Here is a 217-nt window from a genome sequence, read left to right on the forward strand (position 1 = left end):
TAGGCCAGGACTAGTTCATCACCTCGGGGTCGCCCACCAGCTCGGCCGGACGCCGGGCGTTGCGCAGGCTGTCCACGGTCAGCACGATCAGGGCCACCCAGACCAGGCCGAACCCGATCCAGCGGGACGTGGGCATGGCCTGTGGTTCACCCACACCCCGATCGAGAACTGGATCAGCGGGGTGAGGTACTGGATCAGCCCATCATGCAGGGCGGGG

Annotated in this window: 1 pseudogene; it reads right to left on the minus strand. The window is 67.3% G+C overall.

Annotation, left to right across the window (positions count from 1 at the left end):
- Nucleotides 1-10: 10 nt before the first annotated feature.
- A pseudogene (locus tag BN358_RS25135) lies at nucleotides 11-217 on the minus strand (hypothetical protein); the annotation flags it as partial.

The organism is Sedimentibacter sp. B4, from assembly GCF_000309315.1.
Taxonomy (GTDB): domain Bacteria; phylum Bacillota; class Clostridia; order Tissierellales; family Sedimentibacteraceae; genus Sedimentibacter; species Sedimentibacter saalensis.